20 protein-coding genes are annotated in these 17,525 nt (G+C 55.0%); 12 read left to right on the plus strand and 8 right to left on the minus strand.

Annotated features, from left to right (window positions below):
• From ACREAY_RS03205 to ACREAY_RS03225, 5 genes are all read left to right on the plus strand, one after another.
• Positions 1-920: multicopper oxidase domain-containing protein (locus tag ACREAY_RS03205; protein WP_431754321.1), on the plus strand; the 920-nt coding region annotated here is incomplete at its 5' end.
• Between the two features lie 169 nt (positions 921-1,089).
• A complete protein-coding gene (locus ACREAY_RS03210) occupies positions 1,090-1,935 on the plus strand; it encodes an SIMPL domain-containing protein (RefSeq protein ID WP_431754322.1) in 846 nt (281 codons plus the stop codon).
• 174 nt (positions 1,936-2,109) lie between these two features.
• Positions 2,110-2,709 (plus strand): hypothetical protein, encoded by a 600-nt coding sequence (locus tag ACREAY_RS03215; RefSeq protein WP_431754323.1) that lies wholly within the window; start codon positions 2,110-2,112, stop codon positions 2,707-2,709.
• A gap of 239 nt (positions 2,710-2,948) precedes the next feature.
• The gene (locus ACREAY_RS03220) at positions 2,949-3,182 is read left to right on the plus strand and encodes a hypothetical protein (RefSeq protein WP_431754324.1); all 234 of its coding nucleotides are present in this window, start codon (positions 2,949-2,951) and stop codon (positions 3,180-3,182) included.
• Positions 3,183-3,640: 458 nt separating this feature from the next.
• Positions 3,641-4,057: a hypothetical protein gene (locus tag ACREAY_RS03225; protein WP_431754325.1), complete on the plus strand. Its 417-nt coding sequence runs from the start codon at positions 3,641-3,643 to the stop codon at positions 4,055-4,057.
• A 98-nt stretch (positions 4,058-4,155) separates the two neighbouring features.
• On the opposite strand, the gene guaA is transcribed toward ACREAY_RS03225, so the two are convergent.
• The 4 genes from guaA to ACREAY_RS03245 are packed head-to-tail and all read right to left on the minus strand — an operon-like array spanning position 4,156 to position 7,221.
• Positions 4,156-5,688, minus strand: a complete 1,533-nt coding sequence (gene guaA, locus ACREAY_RS03230) for a glutamine-hydrolyzing GMP synthase (protein ID WP_431754340.1) — start codon at positions 5,686-5,688, stop codon at positions 4,156-4,158.
• A gap of 11 nt (positions 5,689-5,699) precedes the next feature.
• Positions 5,700-6,299, minus strand: a complete 600-nt coding sequence (locus ACREAY_RS03235; RefSeq protein WP_431754326.1) for a hypothetical protein — start codon at positions 6,297-6,299, stop codon at positions 5,700-5,702.
• A 35-nt stretch (positions 6,300-6,334) separates the two neighbouring features.
• Positions 6,335-6,499, minus strand: a complete 165-nt coding sequence (locus ACREAY_RS03240; RefSeq protein WP_431754327.1) for a hypothetical protein — start codon at positions 6,497-6,499, stop codon at positions 6,335-6,337.
• Between the two features lie 5 nt (positions 6,500-6,504).
• Complete coding sequence (locus ACREAY_RS03245) at positions 6,505-7,221, minus strand: 6-hydroxymethylpterin diphosphokinase MptE-like protein (protein WP_431754328.1); 717 nt, start codon at positions 7,219-7,221, stop codon at positions 6,505-6,507.
• A gap of 136 nt (positions 7,222-7,357) precedes the next feature.
• On the opposite strand from ACREAY_RS03245, the gene ACREAY_RS03250 reads away from it, so the two are divergent.
• The 3 genes from ACREAY_RS03250 (at position 7,358) to ACREAY_RS03260 (ending at position 11,532) form a co-directional block, all read left to right on the plus strand.
• Positions 7,358-7,948, plus strand: coding sequence for a hypothetical protein (locus ACREAY_RS03250; protein ID WP_431754329.1), 591 nt, complete (start codon positions 7,358-7,360; stop codon positions 7,946-7,948).
• 216 nt (positions 7,949-8,164) lie between these two features.
• A complete protein-coding gene (locus ACREAY_RS03255; RefSeq protein WP_431754330.1) occupies positions 8,165-10,516 on the plus strand; it encodes a valine--tRNA ligase in 2,352 nt (783 codons plus the stop codon).
• The gene (locus ACREAY_RS03260; protein ID WP_431754331.1) at positions 10,513-11,532 is read left to right on the plus strand and encodes a zinc-binding dehydrogenase; all 1,020 of its coding nucleotides are present in this window, start codon (positions 10,513-10,515) and stop codon (positions 11,530-11,532) included. The genes ACREAY_RS03255 and ACREAY_RS03260 overlap by 4 nt, the downstream gene beginning before the upstream one ends.
• Here ACREAY_RS03260 and ACREAY_RS03265 read toward each other — a convergent pair.
• Positions 11,529-11,891 carry a DUF6659 family protein gene (locus tag ACREAY_RS03265; RefSeq protein WP_431754332.1) on the minus strand — a complete coding sequence of 121 codons (363 nt, stop codon included), beginning with the start codon at positions 11,889-11,891 and terminating at the stop codon, positions 11,529-11,531. The two genes, ACREAY_RS03260 and ACREAY_RS03265, sit on opposite strands and share 4 nt — an antisense overlap.
• 83 nt (positions 11,892-11,974) lie before the next feature.
• On the opposite strand from ACREAY_RS03265, the gene folP reads away from it, so the two are divergent.
• The 3 genes from folP to ACREAY_RS03280 all read left to right on the plus strand — a co-directional run bounded on the left by folP (position 11,975) and on the right by ACREAY_RS03280 (position 14,833).
• Positions 11,975-12,832 carry a dihydropteroate synthase gene (gene folP, locus ACREAY_RS03270; RefSeq protein WP_431754333.1) on the plus strand — a complete coding sequence of 286 codons (858 nt, stop codon included), beginning with the start codon at positions 11,975-11,977 and terminating at the stop codon, positions 12,830-12,832.
• A gap of 32 nt (positions 12,833-12,864) precedes the next feature.
• Entirely contained in the window at positions 12,865-14,298 is a 1,434-nt protein-coding gene (gene guaB, locus ACREAY_RS03275; RefSeq protein ID WP_431754334.1) for an IMP dehydrogenase, read from the plus strand.
• A gap of 85 nt (positions 14,299-14,383) precedes the next feature.
• Positions 14,384-14,833 carry a hypothetical protein gene (locus ACREAY_RS03280; protein ID WP_431754335.1) on the plus strand — a complete coding sequence of 150 codons (450 nt, stop codon included), beginning with the start codon at positions 14,384-14,386 and terminating at the stop codon, positions 14,831-14,833.
• On the opposite strand, the gene pheA is transcribed toward ACREAY_RS03280, so the two are convergent.
• Genes pheA through ACREAY_RS03295 form a run of 3 tightly spaced genes read right to left on the minus strand, consistent with a single transcriptional unit; the run spans position 14,830 to position 16,559 of the window.
• Positions 14,830-15,654, minus strand: a complete 825-nt coding sequence (gene pheA / locus ACREAY_RS03285) for a prephenate dehydratase (protein ID WP_431754336.1) — start codon at positions 15,652-15,654, stop codon at positions 14,830-14,832. The two genes, ACREAY_RS03280 and pheA, sit on opposite strands and share 4 nt — an antisense overlap.
• Positions 15,654-16,241 (minus strand): exosome complex RNA-binding protein Csl4, encoded by a 588-nt coding sequence (locus tag ACREAY_RS03290; RefSeq protein ID WP_431754337.1) that lies wholly within the window; start codon positions 16,239-16,241, stop codon positions 15,654-15,656. Before ACREAY_RS03290 ends, pheA begins: the two co-directional genes overlap by 1 nt.
• 36 nt (positions 16,242-16,277) lie before the next feature.
• A complete protein-coding gene (locus ACREAY_RS03295; protein WP_431754338.1) occupies positions 16,278-16,559 on the minus strand; it encodes a hypothetical protein in 282 nt (93 codons plus the stop codon).
• A gap of 206 nt (positions 16,560-16,765) precedes the next feature.
• On the opposite strand from ACREAY_RS03295, the gene ACREAY_RS03300 reads away from it, so the two are divergent.
• Positions 16,766-17,525 (plus strand): AAA family ATPase (locus ACREAY_RS03300; RefSeq protein ID WP_431754339.1); only part of this gene is annotated, 760 nt, incomplete at its 3' end.

Genomic DNA, 17,525 nt, shown 5'->3' on the forward strand with positions numbered 1-17,525 from the left:
ATACGGAATATCTGACGCATTTCAACTGCGGCAGGGTATCAAGTGAAGCAACCGGCCAGGTGCTCAGGGAATTCACACTGATAGTCAAGGAAAACGTGCCCGTCCAGATATCTGAAAACCCCACGCACGTGCACGACGCATGGACCTTCAACGGCACCGTTCCGGGCCCGACGATCAGAGTCACCGAAGGCGACCACGTCAAGATAAACGTCATCAACCTTGCAAACAGCACGCTTCCACATTCTATGCACATGCACTCCATACATCCAGCAGAGATGGACGGGGTGCAGGCAAACCCCATCATGCCAGGCGGCAACTTTACCTACGACTTTATCGCCCAGCCGGCAGGGGTGTACCCGTATCACTGCCACATAGACCCGCTGCATGACCACATCAACAGGGGGCTCTATGGCGCGCTCATCATAGACCCCCGGACCCCAAAGCCAGAGATGCCAGAGATGGTGATGATGCTCAACGGCTACGACCTGGACTATGACCAAGAAGGGCCGACGCTCATCAGGCCAGAGTTGGAGGAAGGGGAAGAACCGCCAGAGGAGGCAGAGCGGGGCAACGAGATCTATACGGCCAACGGCTATGCCTTTGGATACATGATGCACCCCATCCACCTGCAGACCGACCAGCCTTACCGCATATACGTGGTCAACATGCTCGAGTTCGACCTTATCAATTCCTACCACGTCCACGGCGCGCTCTTTGACTACTATCCTTCCGGGATAGGGGACAAGCCGGCGTTCATCAACGACATAATAGAGCTGGGGCAGGGCGACAGGGGCATAATGGAGATACAGTACAAGTATCCCGGCAGGTACATGTTCCACGCGCACGTGACAGAGTTCACGGACCTGGGCTGGATGGGCTTTTTTGACGTCCACGACTCTGGAGACGGAGGGAAAATTTAGAAACCCTCCATTGCACTAGCCGGCAAACCCGGAACAACGTTGCGGCAAATTTCTTCCCTTGATAGGCTGGAAACGGCAAAGGGAATCTCTATTGTGGGTTGAGAGATGCAATATCTGGTTTGATCTAGGCATCAGGCTTACCTATTATGGCAAGCCCATAATATTCAATATGTCTGACGGAAATTTCAGGAACAGAAAGACTGTCTTGCTGGCAGGCATTGCAGCAGCGGCGATTTTGGCGGCCGTCATTGCGGCAAACCAGATGCAGAGCGCGGCTGCGCAGCAGCCAGGAAATAGCAGCCAGGTGGCAAATACCAACGGCACGTCGACGCTTTCCACGTCCGGCACTGCCACTGCCAAGGTGCAGCCAGACAAGTTTATAGTAACGGCTGGCGTCACGGCCAACGGCACGTCGGCAGAGGAAGCAGTCGACGCCAACGCAGAGCTGATGGCAGACGTCATCGACGCGCTTGTCGAGCTTGACGTCGCCGAGGAGCAGATAGCGACCAACAGCTACCAGCTTGTCCCCGTCTATGCGGGCGGGCAGGACGGCAGCGACGTGTGCATAACTATATTCCCGCCGCCTCCCGGATGCGAGCCAGGGGATCAGGTGATCACCGGCTACAGGGTGACCAACACCGTCAGCGTGACCCTTGACGTGAACGGGACGATCTCGGCCGGCAGCGTCGTGGACACGGCAGTCGAGGCAGGCGCAAACACCGTCGACGGAGTGTCGTTCTTTATCTCTACTGAGAGACAGGAGGAGATCCGCGACAGCCTGATGGAAGACGCCATCAACAGCGCAAGGAGCAGGGCAGACATTGCTACGGGCGTGCTTGGCATGGAGGTGACAGGCGTGCAGTCTGTCAACACGGGCGAAGCGCAGTTCCCGCTCTTTTCAAGGGCATTCGAGTCGGCAGCGCTGGCAGCCGCAACGCAGTTCCAGCCGGGCCAGCAGGAGGTTTCGACGACTGTCAACATAACCTTCTACATCGACGACTCTGACGGGGCCTGAGCGCAACGGCGACAGGCCCGCCTTTTTATCTTTCACGGTCCCGCCTATCCTTTTTAGAACTGGAGTCTACCACCAATATCACCTCTCACAATCCCTATTATTGAGGAAAAGCAAAACGCTAGTTTTTGTTTATATGTTCGTCATCCTAATAGTATGACGAAGATGCATTATAGAATGACACTCGCCATAGTTGACACATTCTCCGCCCAGAATCCGCAGTTCAATACAAGAACTCTTTTTCGATATATTGCAACTGAGCTTTTCCAAACGTTTCCATCTACCAGTCTCAAGCTGGTTTCTAATGACCTTGGCCGGCTTTATCGAATGCAATTGTTGTCAAGAAAGAAGGTAAAGCGATCAGTAGGTGGAGCGGATGATGAGTATAAGGGATACATGTATACATATTACTTGAACAAGCAAGGCCGGTCATATGTAGACTATCTCAAAAGGACTCTCTACTGGCCAGATTTTCAAGAATACTACAAGAAGATTTTGATACGCACGGACTGGCGGGCTGCGGTTTTCTTAAACCATGTTGAGAGTAATTTAAATAAAAAGACCGACGAACTTGATGAAACCTATGCCGAATATCTCTATCTTTATTCAAAAATTAAAACAGGCAGGAACAAAAGATTTCCTACTAGAATTAGTTTTGAATTTGTAAAGAACCTTATGGAAAGAAAGCAGAAACTAGAGCAAGAGAACGAGCAATTAAAGGCCGATCTCAAGACTTGTCGAACGAATTTAGAAATAATGAGGAGGAAACCATTTTAGAATATTATGGGAGTCGCGCAATTGGCAATGAGGCGGGGGCTCGAGCTAGATGATCATGGGGCGATCTGCTAACTATCCAGAACGGCATCAAGAGGCTCAACAGCAACTGGAAGCTGCGTGGTATTGGCTACGAAGTGAACAAGATCCCTGTCAAGAACGCTGCCACTAGAGAAACATCTGACGGCAGGGTAATCATCGAGCTGCGGTGACTTCGACCTGTCCGGTTAAAATCTGCCATATTGCGCGCTAGAATAAAGGACGTTGGCAAGTTCAAGACCTTCACTCGCGAGATCGACCTCAACGCGGACAGAAAACGGTTCTGGCCGGCGCGCATAACGTCAGTGCATAGCGACCTATGCGTAGGCTCAATGCCGCATGATGTTAATCTGGGCGGGCGCATGTATGCCAAGGAATCCGGGTTGACATTTGACAACGAGCGAGAGGAGTACAACCCCTACGATGGTGAGGGTTAAAGGTATATCATCGCTATCCGCCTACTACAACATTGGCTGATAGTTGCAGTTATTGCAAAAGTCCGCAAAGTTTGCAACAGCACCATATATCGTACGAGCCACCTGAGACTATTCCTGTATGCAGGAAAGGTCACTGGCATATTACTCGCCAGATAAAGGAGCACATGAAGAAAAGGACCAGTAAATTATGCGCGCTTTGTGGAAGACATTATCATAGCCAGGGAGATAGATGCTCGTACTGTAAACCTGAAAATTCAGACAAACGCGACTGGTTTGGACTAACTGCTAAGGATAAAACTCCGCCAATTTTCAAATACAGATTTTAGAGCTGAACTAGTTGGAATATAGTTGACCCAATTCTGGCCATCACTTTTGGTGTGTTTTCATGCTCAAATAGTGCGCATCCCCATTGGGGATAGTCTTTTGTATCATGATTGCCAAGGTGTACTTGGATAGATATGACTGAACTAACTATCCATCGAAAGGGATATGTAAGAAAAGCATATACCGCGAGGCGAGGCGGCAAGATAATAAGAGTTGGTAAATCGCGGGTAAAACCCTCGACATTTAAGATTCGTGATCGCGGAAAAAAGGGCCGGGGACCAGAAGTCGTCCTACCCCTCAAGGAAGGTGCGCTAGGAGGACCAGGTTTCTTTGCTCGCTCGAAAGAGGAGCAAGAACGGATAGTATTTGAGCGTGCGAAAGAGCTCGGCGAAAAAAAGATCGTGGGCGAACTACGCGCATTGCAGGTATTCTTCAAAACAACCGATCCGCAAAAGTCTAGGCGCGCGCTAGAATTGAGCAAGAAGGTCGCGGGCAGCTTCAAAGGTAAGCAAAAGGTTGGCTATCCCGAGGGCTTCAGCAAGAAACAATAGAGTTCAACTTCTAGAAATATTCCTTTGTCATAAATTCGACTCAGTTCTGGCCGACTATGTTGGTGTGTTTTTCCTCATGAAAAGTGCGCATTCTCTTTTTACTGCGGCTCTATAGTTGCCGGCGGCTTGCTTGACACCGCGTATGTAACCCATGTCGCGCCCTCTACCTCGTTTGTGATCCTGTTGCTGATGCGCTCGATGACTTCATACGGCAGACGGGTCCAGTCGGCCGTCATGGCGTCGATGGACTCTATCACGCGCACCATCACGACGTGGCCATACACCCGCTCGTCGCCGAGCACGCCGACTGCCCTGTCGTCGCCGACTGCCGCATAAGCCTGCCACACCTTGTCATAATATCCCGCGCTCTTTAGCTCGTCCTCGACTATCCTGCTTGCCCTCTTTGCAATACTCGTCTTTTCCGGCGTTATCGCGCCAATTATCCTGACTGCGAGGCCCGGCCCGGGGAACGGGTGCCTCTTTAGCAGTTCATCCGGCACATCCAGCAATTTTGCGACCTTTCTCACCTCGTCCTTGTACAGATAGCGCAGAGGCTCTATTATTTTCAACTTTAGCCACTTTGGAAGGCCGCCGACGTTGTGGTGCGTCTTTATCACAGCAGCCGGGCCTTTGGACACGCCGCTTTCAATGACGTCCGGATATAATGTACCTTGAGCGAGCCACTTGAAGGGCCCGTGCTTTTTCGCGACTGCCACGAACTCTTTTGCAAACTGGTCGCCGATTATCTTGCGCTTTTTCTCCGGGTCAGTCACGCCCTTTAGCCTGCCCAGGAACCGCTTTTCTGCGTTTACATAGATGAGGTTGATGCCGAGGTGCTTCTTGAACAGCTGCACCACCTCTTTCTCCTCGTCCTGCCTGAGCAGGCCGTGGTTGATGAACACGCACGACAATTGTTTTCCAATAGCCCTGTTCAGCAGCGCCGCGACCGTGGTAGAATCGATGCCCCCGCTCACTGCCGCCAGCACCCTGTCCTTGCCCACCTGCCTGCGCACGTCTTCTATGGTAGTCTCTACGAAACTCTGCATGTCCCATTCCGGCTTTGCCCCGCTGATCTGCTGGGCGAAATTCTTCAGGATCTGCACGCCCCTCTCTGTGTGGACGACTTCGGGGTGGAACTGGATGCCGTACATCTTTTTGCCCCTATTGCCAATCGCGGCAGTCTCGGAGTTCTCGGTGTGGGCGATGACTTCAAAGCCGTCCGGGACTTGGTCTGCCTTGTCACCGTGGCTCATCCAGCAGTTGATGTTGCCGCCGAGGTCCTTGAAAAGGTCCGAGTTGTCGTCGATTTTCAGCCCCGCCCTCCCGTACTCGCGGCTTGCGGCCCTCTTTACCTTGCCACCGAAATTGTCGACTAGCACCTGGTGGCCGTAGCAGATGCCGAGGATCGGCCTGTCCATGCCAAATATCTGCCGGTCCGGCTTGGGCGCCCCCTTTGCATAGACGCTTGCCGGCCCGCCGGAAAATATGATGCCTTTAGGGTTCATCTCCTTGATGACCTTTGCAGGCGTGTTGTACGGCAACAGCTCGCAATAGACGTTGGCCTCGCGGATGCGCCTGCAGATCAAATGGCTGTACTGCGATCCAAAGTCGAGGACGACTATTTTGTCCATCTGCTTTTCTTTCAACTTCCCGCCTTCTCTAGCATCCTGGTAAAGACCCACGAAGACGTGTTGAAGATCTCCTGTAGCCTGTCTTTGTCGCGGTAGTTGGAAATCGTTATCTTTTTGATGTTGCCGCCTTCCTCTTCCACCCTGTAATCGATGGTGTCGGACTCTTTGATTGCGCCCTGGCTCACCTTCTCGGCGTCCTTGCCCTTCATGCCGTCAAGTATGCGGCTGAGAAAGAACGACCGGAACGGGGGCGTGTTGGCGCTGAGCGTCACCCCTGGCGCCGGGGTTATCGTTATGGCGTTTGTCGCGACCTCGGCGTTGGCAAGCACAAACTCGTCCTTTGCCCTCTTTAGCGGCCTGACGTCCCTGCCTGCTGCCTCGAGGTTTGACTGCCTCGCGGGCTGGGAATTCGCCGTCTGCCTTGGCAAAGGCTGGGCCCTTGGCTCCATAGCGGCAGCGGCGCGGAAACTGCCCTGCTTTAGCAAGCTATCAACTAGCGTCAAGGTCGTCCTGAGCCTGTCCAGCTCTTCCGCCTTGTCAGATATTTGCTTGACGAGCCACTCGCGTATCTCGGCGGCGCGCCTCACGTCATCTTCGGAATAGCCAGACATCGCACCACATCTTGATCACAATTGGTATAATAGCCTTACCGCCTCTTTTTTGCATGCCTTTTGTTCAGCTTTAGCATTATTATTCCGGCGACGCCCCACAGCATTACGGCCGGTATGTACTGGCCAAAGAACCACACTACGCCGCCGGCCACCGCGAAAAAGATGCCTATTATGCCGATGGCCTTTTTCTGGCTGACCATGCCTGCTAGTAGGCCGCAAAGCCCTTGACGGGCTTTTTATTCGTGTCAAGCAACTGCGAGCGGGACTGCTTGGCCAGCATTTCGAGTAGGCGCTTGCCTGCCTGCATCTTGCGCTTTTTCAGCTCCGGGTCCTTTACCTCTTCTTTCGAGTATCTGCCGATGCTTGCGCCAAAGTCCATGCCGACCAGCACTATCTTCTTGGCGCCAAACTCTTCTGCCAGAAACACGCACCTGTCGCCGTCGGTAAAGCCGCCAAAGTTGTAGACGTTCTCAAGGGGCATCACCTGCGTCGTCCCCAGGACTTTTTTGAATTTCGGCACCAGCTTTTTAAGCATGCCCGTGTTGTCACCGTGGGCGTGCACCACCATGGTCGCGCCCCTGCTGGCCGCCTTTTGCAGAGCCGCGGGGTTGCCGTCAAGGTCCGTCACGACAATGTCCGGTTTTATCTTGTTTTCAAGCAGGGCCTGCACCGCGCCGTCTGCCACCACCTTTACAAAAGAAGAGTTCTTTTTGAGGAGTTTAATGCTGCCGTCGAGGCTCGGGCCGGCGCCAATCACAAAGACGTTCTTGCCCTTTAATTTTTTCTCAAGGACCTTTGCCTCGAGGGCCTTTCTCTTTATCATGCCCGACAGCGTCCTTGCCGCCTCCTGGTCCTTCTCTGTGCTATAGCCAAATTCTGAGCGGATGCCCTGATAATACGGGAACCAGTCGACGAATTTCACAAAAAGAGTGCGTGAAGCTTAGTATTAATAGCTTTTTCCGGGTCGGCCTATATATTGTCCGAAAATTCCTCTCAAGAGGTGCTAACTTGGTGTACTTTATCTGCGTTAGAATACTAATAACAACGATGCGACTCTGATGGCCAAGACCTCTGCACTTCCAGTATTCTTGGGTTTAGCTTCTGGGATTGCTCTTATCGCTCTATTCTCAACCATGGGAACAAGCGCATTGTCCAATTATCCGCAGCATAGCTTGGGAACGAAAGATGTGCTCGTTTCCAAATTGTTTGAATACTTCAGTCGAGAGCCGGATAATGCTGTCCGAATGAAAAATGAATTTTATTATAATACCAGTCTTTTCGATGGCGGACTTTATGGGTATGGTTTGATAGCCGATCATGACTCTAAAAATCATGGCTCAATGAGCATTTCCACTTATCATGATCGAATAAGAGTCCGCGACATCACTATCCGATGGGAACACGATGGCGATCCCGCCCTGCGAAATGCTGGCGACCTTATGGCTTCTGGCATAGCCGACCTTACTATACCTGATTGGCAGATGGACGACGGCCAGCCTAATAGAAATGTGGAAATGCTGAACTGGATTCATGCAAACACTGAATGTTCAAGACACTTTACTGTAAAGGATGATCTTAGTGAACAAAGAAAGTTTTACATATCCGCATGCGAAAATCATTTTGTTCTTCTGGTAAGCATAGAACCATAGTATCAGCAATTATTACAACGGGCAATCAAACGACTCGTTGTAACAACAAAATCAAACGATAGTGATACAGACCCAAGCATAACCTGCTTTTTTATTCGAGAACCTCGATAGTTATTTCTGATCTATTCCTGCTTTGCTGGCAAGCGTCTCCAAGACTGGTGTCGTCCGCGTTAACGTTAATAACGGTATTGGCCGCCATTACGGCAGCCGCAAGCCATGGAACCCAGAGAACCGAAAATACAGGCCAAGTCGTGGAACCACGAGATTGAAAAGTCTATCATGCTAAAATGGGAGCAGGACGACGCGTATCATTTTGCGATTAACGAAAAGCCGGCGTTTGTCATTGACACCCCGCCGCCCTACCCGTCAGGCAAGCCGTGGCACATAGGCGCCGCAGCGCATTATGCGCAGATCGACATGATTGCGCGCGCGGCCCGCATGTCTGGCAAGAACGTGCTCTTCCCTATAGGCATCGACCGCAACGGCCTGCCGGTCGAGATCTACACCGAGAAAAAATACAAGGTGAGGATGCGCCAGATGGACCGGCAGAAATTCCTCGATCTTTGCAAGGGCGCCCTTGACGACCTGGAGGCCGAGATGCTCCAGATAATGAAGAACATGGGGATATCCGGCGATTTCAAGCAGTACTACCGCACCGACTCTGACGATTACCGCGCCCTGACGCAGTCGACGTTCATCGAGCTTTGGAAGCGCGGGCTCGTGTACCTTGCCAACAGGCCCAACAACTATTGCCCCGACTGCGGAACCACGATAGCGGACGCAGAGATAATCTACGACGACCTGCCTACGAAACTGGTCCACATGAAGTTCAAGGTGGCCGGCACCGACGACAACATCATCATCGCCTCTACGCGTCCCGAGCTCTTGTTCGCGTGCCAGGCAGTCATCGTCAACCCTGAAGACGAGCGCTACCTCGACTATCAGGGCAAGACTGTCGTGCTCCCGCTCTTTGGCCGGGAGGTACAGGTCCGGATCCACCACTCGGCAAAGCCGGAATTTGGATCCGGCGCCTTGATGGTCTGCAGCTATGGCGACCAGAACGACGTGCAGGTGTTCCGCGAACTGGGCTTGAAGGAGATAGTCGCGCTCTCTGAAAACGGAGTGACGACTGAAGCCGCCGGCCCCTACGCCGGCCTGCGGGTCAACCAGGCGCGCACCAAAGTGATTGAAGACCTGAAAGCCGCAAACCTCATCGAGAAGGAAGAGAGCATCCAGCACCGGACGCCCCTTTGCGAGCGCAGCAAGACGCCGATAGAGATCATCCCGCTGCACGACTATTACGTAAAGCAGATAGACTATGTCCAGCAGCTGCGCGAGCTGGCAATGAAATTGAATTTCCACCCCGAGATGCACCGGCAGATTCTGCTCAACTGGCTCGACTCTATCGCCATAGACTGGCCCGTGTCTCGCCGGCGCTATTACGGGACAGAGATCCCGATATGGTACTGCAACGCCTGCAAGGCGCCGTCGCTGCCCGAGCCGGGGAAATATTACAGGCCGTGGAAGGAAAAGCCGCCGTTTGAAAAATGCGCAAAATGCGGCGGCACGGAATTCACCGGCGAGGACCGGACGTTTGACACGTGGATGGATTCTTCCATCAGCCCGCTCTATGTCACAAAATTTGGCAAGGACCAAAAGCTCTTCGATTATGCCTACCCCGCCGCCGTGAGGCCGCAGGCCAAGGACATCATCCGCACGTGGCTCCATTACACCATGCTCCGTTGCGTGCAGCTGACCGGCAAGATGCCGTGGACCGACGCGTGGGTGATGGGCTACGGCGTCGACGAAAAGGGGGAAAAGATGAGCAAGAGCAAAGGCAACGTCATCGACCCGTTTCCAGTGATACAGCAGTACGGCGCCGACACGTTCCGGTTCTGGTCGGCAAGCGAGACCAACCTCGGCTACGATTTCCGCTGCTCCGAGCAGCGCATCGCCGGCTCGCAAAAGTTCATGTCGAAACTGTGGAACGTCGGCCGTTTCCTGTCGTCGTTTGACATCGTGACGGCAAGGCCGGACAGGCTGGAGCCCACCGACCAGTGGATACTTGCAGAGCTTGACAACCTGGTGCAGGAATGCAAAAAAGGCTATGAAGAATACAATTTCTTTGTCCCGGCAAACGCCGTCCGCGACTTTACGTGGAACCTGTTTGCAGCGCACTACATCGAGATGGTAAAGGGCAGGGCGTACGACGACAGGCCCGGCCACGGGTCAGCGCTGTACACGCTCCACAAGTGCTTTTCGACCCTGCTTTTGCTGCTGGCGCCGCTGACGCCCTTTATCGCAGAAGAGCTGTGGAAAATGTATTCCGGCCAGAGCGTCCACAGCCAGGCCATGCCTGCACAGCTGGGCGCGGACGCAGAGATGAGAAAGCTGACAAAGGCGGTAACTGACTTTAACTCGCTTGTCTGGAACAAAAAGAAGGAGACCATTTCAAAGGAAACGGGCAAGCCGCTTTCGCTCAAAGACCCAATCGACATGCCGGTGCCGGACGAGCTGGCGCCCTTTACATCCGACCTTGCAACGATGCACAACCTGGCAAAGAAATGAAGGCGGCGCCTTTTTACGAGCACGGGCCTGCAAGCGCCATACGGTACGGAGAAGTGCCGGACCCGTCGCCGGGCAAAAACGGCGTGGTGATAGACGTCGAGTACTGCGGCGTCAACCACCTTGACATCTGGACGAGGATGGGGGTGGCCGGAAAAAAGATCAGGCTGCCCCACGTCTGCGGATGCGACATCGTAGGCACCGTCCGCAAGGGAGCCAGCTTTCAACCCGGCGAGCCGGTGATGGTATACCCCGGCATCAGCTGCGGCAAGTGCCCGCACTGCCGGCAGGGGAGGGAAAACCTCTGCAGCCAGTTTGCCATCATCGGGGGCATGAGCGACCATGACGGCGGCTATGCAGAGCAGGTAACGGTCCCTGCGCGCAATGTCATTGCGCTAAAGCTGGACGCCAAGACCGCGGCTACTCTTGCCGTCTCGTACCTCACGGCGTGGAACATGCTAAAGGCAAACGGCGCCGGCAAGGGGAAATCATTGCTGGTCTATGGCGCAGCAAGCGGCGTCGGGATGGCGACCATCCAGCTCGCAAGGGCGCTGGGCGTCTCTACGATAATCACTACGGCTGCAGGCAGGGACAAGGTGCAATTTGGGAACAGGCTGGGCGCCGACATCGTCATCGACAGGTCGAAAGTCAAAGACATCGCCGGCGAGGTCATGAAAATAACCGGCACGGGCGCCGACATTGCCATAGACCACGTCGGCGCCGCCACGTGGCAGACGAGCATCGCGTCGGTCCGGACCGGGGGCCGTATGGGCGTGTGCGGCATGACGTCAGGCAACGACGCGGTGGTGCCGGTGAGGACGTTTTACAGCAAGCAGGTGACGATGACCGGCGCGCTGCTGGGCTCTAAAGCGCAGCTGATGGAGCTGCTAAAGTTCGTAAAGGCGAAAAAGATCCGGCCCGTAGTCGACTCTGTGTTCCCGCTGAAAGAGGCGAGGGCGGCGCAGGAGCGGATGGAGCGGGGTCTGCACGCCGGCAAGATCCTGCTAAAGTGCAGCTAGGCCTTTTTCAGGAACTCGACAGTGTCCTCTGCAATGTCCATCGCGGTGTGGGAGTCGAGGTTTGGCTCCAGCGCGACGACGAGCGTGTGGTCGTTGAGGTAGAACGTGATGAGCGATAACTTTTCTCGCTCGACATATGCAAAGCGGGCCTTGCCCATGGTGTTGTCGAACCTCTGCCGCATGGACTTGCGCAGCGCGGTCTGGGCCAGGTACAGCTCGTCGTTAGTCTGGTCGGTTATGGAGTCGATGCCCTTGCGCATCCCGCCGGCCACCACCCCGCCCATGTCGTTTATCACGGCGGCGTACCTGACGTCGTCGTTCAGTGCAAACACCTGCTTGCACAGCTTGTTAAAATCCATGCTGATGGCTTCTTGGCTCTTGCTTTTGAGTTTTTGTAATTGTGGTTTGCCAATTAATATAGGACAAAGGCCGGGTGCTCTTGTTGGCAAGGATTGGCAGCGTGCCTGTCGGCAAGGGGCACGAGGTGAAGGTGATGGGGATCATAAACGCCAGCCCCGAGTCGTTCTTCCCGGGCTCTGTCCGGACCGGCCCGCAGGAAATCGCGGTTGCAGCCAGGGAGATGCAGGAGGCCGGCGCGCACATCATCGACATCGGCGCCATGTCCACCGCCCCCTACCTTGACACTATCATACCCGTTGAAGAAGAGATCCGGCGGCTGAAAGTCGCGATTGAAGCAATAAAGTCAAGTTGCGACCTTGCCATCTCTGTCGACACGCCTAGGGCACAAGTCGCAAGTGCCGCCGTCAAACTGGGCGCGGACGCGATAAACGACGTCACGGGCCTGAAATACGACATAAAGATGGCCGGGGTGGCGGCAGGCGCCGGCGTCCCGGTTATCGCAGGCGCCTACAGCACCATGCCTGCCTCCGGCACGGTCGCAGGCACGGTCAAGGCATTGAAGGCGACCCTTGCCATCGCAAAAAAAGCCGGCATCCGCGACGTCTTGGTGGACCCGTCCATTGGCTTTTTCAGGGCCGAGGGCAAGAACCCGTTTTTCACGAAAATGACAGACAGGCCGTGGTACGCCAGAGACCTTGAAGTCCTCTCAAGCATTGACCGGCTCGCGCCGCTCGGGCCGGTCTGTGTTTCTGCATCAAGGAAATCGTTCATCGGCCACCTGCTGAACCTGCCTGCAGAGCAGAGGCTGGTGCCGTCAATAGCGTGCGAAATAATTGCCGCACTGAACGGCGCGTCGCTGGTAAGGACGCACGGCGTGCGCGAGACGGTGCAGGCGCTGACGATGCTGCAACTGCTGTCGCGCTCTGGCAAACGCTTATAATCCTAAAAGCGGTCTTAGCAGCAAGGGATTAGTTGGACTTTAGAGAAGGTCTGACGTTTGACGACGTGCTTCTTGTCCCGAAAAGATCGCCTATAGTTTCAAGGATGCAGACCGATCTGCGGACAAGACTTTCGCGCAACATTAACCTGAACGTTCCGCTGATAAGCGCCAACATGGACACGGTGACCGAGTCGCAGATGGCTATAGCCGTGGCAAGGGAGGGCGGCATCGGCATCATACACCGCTTCATGACCATCGAGGACCACGTGGACGAGATCCTCCGGGTAAAGAGATCAGAGTCAGTAGTGATAGAGCAGCCTTACACGGTCAAGCCGGACATGACGCTTGCCGACATGCAAAAGCTGATGGCCGAGTACGGCGTCTCGGGGCTCTTGGTTGAAGAAGAGGGCAAGCTTGCAGGCATAATTACAAGGCGCGACACCATGTTTGAGAAGAACGGCAAGCGCAGGGTTTCAGACCTGATGACAAAGGACGTCATCACGGCCAAGGCCGGCACCACGATAGAGCAGGCAAAAGAGATCCTGCACAAGCACCGCATAGAGAAGCTCCCGCTTGTTGACAGCAAAGGGCGCGTGGCCGGACTCATCACTAGCAAGGATATCTTGAAGATTGACGAGTACCCGCACGCGGCCAAGGACAAAAAAGGCAGGCTGCTGGTGGGAGGCGCGGTCGGGGTAAAGGGCGACTACTTGGAGCGCACCGAGGCGCTGCTGGGCGCCGGCGCCGACACAATCGTGGTCGACATTGCGCACGGCCACAGCGAGAACGCGATAAACACCGTCAGCATGATCAAAAAAGCCTTTCCCAGCTGCGACCTGATAGCAGGCAACGTCGCGACAGGCGCCGGCGCCCGCGACCTGATAAAAGCCGGCGTTGACGCGGTCAAGGTAGGCGTCGGCTCGGGCTCTATCTGCATTACGAGGGTGGTGACCGGCTCGGGCGTGCCGCAGCTGACGGCTGTAATCGACGCGGTCAAGGCGGCAAACGAGTACGACATACCGGTGATATCTGACGGCGGCATCCGGACTTCCGGCGACCTCACAAAGGCGCTTGCAGCCGGCGCGTCGTCAGCCATGATAGGGAGCATGTTTGGAGGCACGGACGAGAGCCCCGGCAAGACGCTTGTAAAGAACGGCAAGAAATTCAAGATGTACAGGGGCATGGCATCGTACATGGCGTCGCTTGGCCGCAAATACCGGGAAGAGGGCGAGCAGGTGATGGACGCCGACGACCCCAACGAGTACGTGCCGGAAGGCGTCGAGGCGATGGTGCCCTACAAGGGGAGCGTCGTCGAGATCGTGCGCCAGCTGGCCGGAGGCCTGCGGTCAGGGCTGTCGTACTGCGGCGCCAAGACCATTCCAGAGATGCAAAAGAACGCCGAGTTTGTCCGGATTACCGGCGCCGGCTTTATCGAGAGCCAGCCGCACGACGTAGACGTGATGTAGCTGCCCAAACTCGACGCTCGGCATCGGTGCCTGGTACAAAAATCCTAGAAATGGTTTATCTAAGGCTGTAGACAGCAGAGTCCCGATGGCCGGCAAGACCTTTTACCTGATGCTTGCGGCAGGCGCCGCGTTCATCGTCATAGGGGTAGCGTCCAGTGTATATTCCGGCGTTGTAGTCGACGTCCCACTCGACAACACCGTCAGGCCGGGGCTCACGGACGAGCTTTCGCCTGACATGGAAGTCGGCAACACCGCGTCGCTTGCCGTCAGCGGATCGACTTTTGACATCGAGATCACCGACCCTGAAGGCGAGGTGCTCGGGAACCAGACGGGGATATCGAGCTTTAGCTACGAGCTCACAGCGCAAAAGGCCGGCGAATACAGGTTCGTGATAGAAAACACCGGCGACGAAGACCTGCAAATAACGGGCCGCGCCCAGACAAAGGGAAACCCGCTTGGGGTCTTAGCGCCCTTGCTGCTAGCGGTGACCGGCATAATCGTGGTGGGCCTGAGCCTCCGGTTCAGAAACCGCTAGGCCGACTCTGCCTTTTTGTAAGAGCCCAGGACCTTCAGGTATGACGTCCTGCCCCTTATGGCGGCAAGCGCCTTTTTGGCTGCCGCGTCCGCAGCGTGCCCTTCAAAGTCGACGTAAAAGTTGTATTCCCAGGGCGTCTCTTTCGTCGGCCTAGACTCTATCTTTGTCAGGTTGAGCCGGCCAATTGCAAACTCGCCCAGGATGCCAAACAGCGCCCCCGGCACGTGCTTGACTGAAAATATTATCGACGTCTTGTAACTGCCGTCGCTTTTCGGCAGCTTTTTCGCCGGCGACATGACGAGGAACCGGGTATAGTTGTTCTTCCTGTCTTCGATGCCCTCGTCGAGTATTTCCATGCCATACAGCTCGGCTGCGCGCCTGCTTGCTATTGCCGCCGCGTCGCGCAGCTTTTGCTCCTTGACCATCTTGACCGAGCCTGCAGTATCGTATGCAGGCATGGCTTGCATCTTTTTCTTTTGCAGGTAGGCCCTGCACTGGCCAAGCGCCTGCGGGTGCGAGTACGCCACCTTGACGTCGCCCATCTTGACTCCCCTGTTGGCTATCAGGCAGTGCCTTACCCGCTGGTGTACCTCGCCCACTGCCGCAAGCCGGGTGCCAGCTAGCAAATCGTACACCTCGCCGACGCTTCCCTCTATCGAGTTTTCGACCGGGATAACCGCAAAGCCTGCTTTTTTTTCTTCAACTGCGGAAAATGCGTCTGAAAAAGATTTTTTTGGGACAAGCGTCGCCCCGGGAAAGTACTGCAGGGCGGCCATTTCGCTGTACGCCCCGCGCTCTCCCTGGAAGGCGACCCTGGCCATTACTTGCCTGACCTGTGTATCTGCCTGAACGTTTCAAGTCCATAATCGTGCGTCGGCTTGCGCGGCTCGTACGCGCCGCACTCGACGCATTTTAGGGTGTCGTTGACCCTGACTGTGTTGCCGCCGCACATAAAGCAAGTCGCATAGAGCACGCCAAACTCTCTTTCTGCAAGCGTGAGGTGAACGGTAGAGTTGAGCAGGCTGGTCACCCTGCCGCGTATGATGTCGCCGTGGCGAAACACCGGCCGGTCGCGCCTGTCGCGCCCGCCGCCGAGCCTTATCGACGCTATGGCGGAAAACCCAGAGCGCGACTTCTTTCCGTCAATGTAGAGTATCTTTACCGAAATCATGCTGGCAAACTGCATCTCGACAAAGCCGACGATGATGTCGCCCACCTTTGGCAGCATCGGCGAGTTCTTGGGTTCAATCTTTATCACGCGCCTCTTAAGATCGTAAACCTTGGTCCCGACCGCCGCGGCCCTGACCGTGCCGTCGGAGGTGAGGTAAGTGTTCTTGCCTCCCTCGAATTCCTCAATCGAGGCAAGCTGTTCGCCCGGCAATATGGGCTGGTTTTCTCCCTTGTCCAATTCAGTTGCAAGTGGGGCTGGGCAAGTTATAACTCTTTACGGCGACGCCAAAAGCTCTGTATGGCACATTGCCGCCGCCTGCCTCGTTATCGAGCTGACTTCGCGGCTGTACCTGCTGTACACCCAGTGGTCAAGGGCGTACGGCCAGTCGTACGACTCGCCCTGCAAAGCCGAGCTGTCGACTATTCTCTCAAACATGATGCCTGTGTGCCTGCTGGTTATCGCCTTGAAATCCTGCTCGCCGGACACCTTGATCCCAAACTCGGTCTCTTGCTCGTTTGCCCATAGCTCTACCATGCCAGCACAGCAGCGGTTCATGCCATGTTATATGGCGGCGAAAGTAAAAGCACCTCTGTGTATCGCCGTTGACATACTCGGGATGGCTAAAATGGAAAAATTGTATGGCAGGCCGCTACTAACGTGCAAAATATTGAACAAGCTGCCGCAAAAAATATGTGTTTGTGGGATGCGGCGCGTGCGAAGGATAATAAAGGTATAAAGACAAGGAATGGCAAGGTGTTAGTGTGAGCCAGAATACTCTATCCCTAAAGGTTCTTGAGGCATATACGCGCGACGTCGGAAGGGGGGTGGCCAGGATCGATTATGATTCCATGGATTCTCTTGGCGCATCAACTGGCGATGTCATTGAGATAAGGGGCAAGCGCCGGACAGTTGCCAAGTGTTTACCGCTCTACCCATCAGACGAGGGCAAGGGCATTATCCGCGTAGACGGCCTTGTAAGGAACAACGCCGGCATTGCGATCGGCGATACAGTAACAGTCAAAAAGATCAAGGCAGTCCCCGCAGAGAAGGTCATAGTCGCTCCGCTGGAGGCAATCCCTCCAATCGACGAGCGCTACCTCGCAGACGCGCTTGAATCCGTCCCGCTGATAAAGGGCGACAACGTGATGGTGCCGTACTTTGGCGGCAGGCTCACGTTCCAGGTAATTGGCGTGACGCCGGCTGCTGATGCGGTACTGGTAACTCAAAAGACGATATTCCACATTGCAGAAAAGGGCGAGACCATGAGGGGCGTGCCCCAGGTCACATACGAGGACATTGGCGGACTGAAGGAGGAGATCCAGAAGGTCCGCGAGATGATCGAGCTCCCGCTCAGGCACCCTGAAATATTTGAAAAGCTGGGAATCGAGGCGCCAAAAGGCGTGCTGCTGTATGGCCCGCCAGGCACCGGCAAGACGCTGCTTGCAAAGGCAGTGGCAAACGAGAGCAACGCCCACTTTATCTCGATCTCGGGCCCGGAGATCATGAGCAAGTTCTATGGCG

The sequence above is a fragment of the Nitrososphaera sp. genome (genome assembly GCF_050748925.1).
Lineage (GTDB): Archaea > Thermoproteota > Nitrososphaeria > Nitrososphaerales > Nitrososphaeraceae > Nitrososphaera.

Excerpts from the sequence above, each read along its gene's own strand:
- ACREAY_RS03210 (WP_431754322.1), top strand. The coding sequence starts at position 1,090 with ATGTCTGACGGAAATTTCAGGAACAGAAAGACTGTCTTGCTGGCAGGC.
- ACREAY_RS03215 (WP_431754323.1), top strand. The coding sequence starts at position 2,110 with ATGACACTCGCCATAGTTGACACATTCTCCGCCCAGAATCCGCAGTTC.
- ACREAY_RS03225 (WP_431754325.1), top strand. The coding sequence starts at position 3,641 with ATGACTGAACTAACTATCCATCGAAAGGGATATGTAAGAAAAGCATAT.
- guaA (WP_431754340.1), bottom strand. The coding sequence starts at position 5,688 with ATGGACAAAATAGTCGTCCTCGACTTTGGATCGCAGTACAGCCATTTG.
- ACREAY_RS03235 (WP_431754326.1), bottom strand. The coding sequence starts at position 6,299 with ATGTCTGGCTATTCCGAAGATGACGTGAGGCGCGCCGCCGAGATACGC.
- ACREAY_RS03240 (WP_431754327.1), bottom strand. The coding sequence starts at position 6,499 with ATGGTCAGCCAGAAAAAGGCCATCGGCATAATAGGCATCTTTTTCGCG.
- ACREAY_RS03250 (WP_431754329.1), top strand. The coding sequence starts at position 7,358 with ATGGCCAAGACCTCTGCACTTCCAGTATTCTTGGGTTTAGCTTCTGGG.
- ACREAY_RS03255 (WP_431754330.1), top strand. The coding sequence starts at position 8,165 with ATGGAACCCAGAGAACCGAAAATACAGGCCAAGTCGTGGAACCACGAG.
- ACREAY_RS03260 (WP_431754331.1), top strand. The coding sequence starts at position 10,513 with ATGAAGGCGGCGCCTTTTTACGAGCACGGGCCTGCAAGCGCCATACGG.
- ACREAY_RS03265 (WP_431754332.1), bottom strand. The coding sequence starts at position 11,891 with ATGGATTTTAACAAGCTGTGCAAGCAGGTGTTTGCACTGAACGACGAC.
- ACREAY_RS03280 (WP_431754335.1), top strand. The coding sequence starts at position 14,384 with ATGGCCGGCAAGACCTTTTACCTGATGCTTGCGGCAGGCGCCGCGTTC.
- pheA (WP_431754336.1), bottom strand. The coding sequence starts at position 15,654 with ATGGCCAGGGTCGCCTTCCAGGGAGAGCGCGGGGCGTACAGCGAAATG.
- ACREAY_RS03295 (WP_431754338.1), bottom strand. The coding sequence starts at position 16,559 with ATGAACCGCTGCTGTGCTGGCATGGTAGAGCTATGGGCAAACGAGCAA.